Here is a 265-nt window from a genome sequence, read left to right on the forward strand (position 1 = left end):
GTTGCAGATTTTACTCGTCTACTTAATTTAACCTATTACCAAGAATCGTTTGCTCTATCCATGCCTAAATTGACTGACGACAATCATTTTTCAGTAATAATAAATAAAGACACGCATGCAGTGACTAGTAATGAGGTGCTATTAAACCAGTTTGAAGCAAAAAAACTCCCTGTGCAGCGTGGTTGCGGCATTGGTATTTGCCATCAATGCCAGTGCATTAAAAAGTCGGGAGTGGTGCGTAATTTAAAAACTAATCAATTATCAG

1 protein-coding gene is annotated in these 265 nt (G+C 37.4%); it reads left to right on the forward strand.

Annotation, left to right across the window (positions count from 1 at the left end; translation table 11 throughout):
* Positions 1-265 (forward strand): hypothetical protein (locus R0K30_RS22285; RefSeq protein WP_486304031.1); only part of this gene is annotated, 265 nt, incomplete at both ends.

This window comes from Bacillus sp. SIMBA_154 (assembly GCF_046536015.1).
Taxonomy (GTDB): Bacteria; Bacillota; Bacilli; order Bacillales; family Bacillaceae; genus Bacillus; species Bacillus pumilus_P.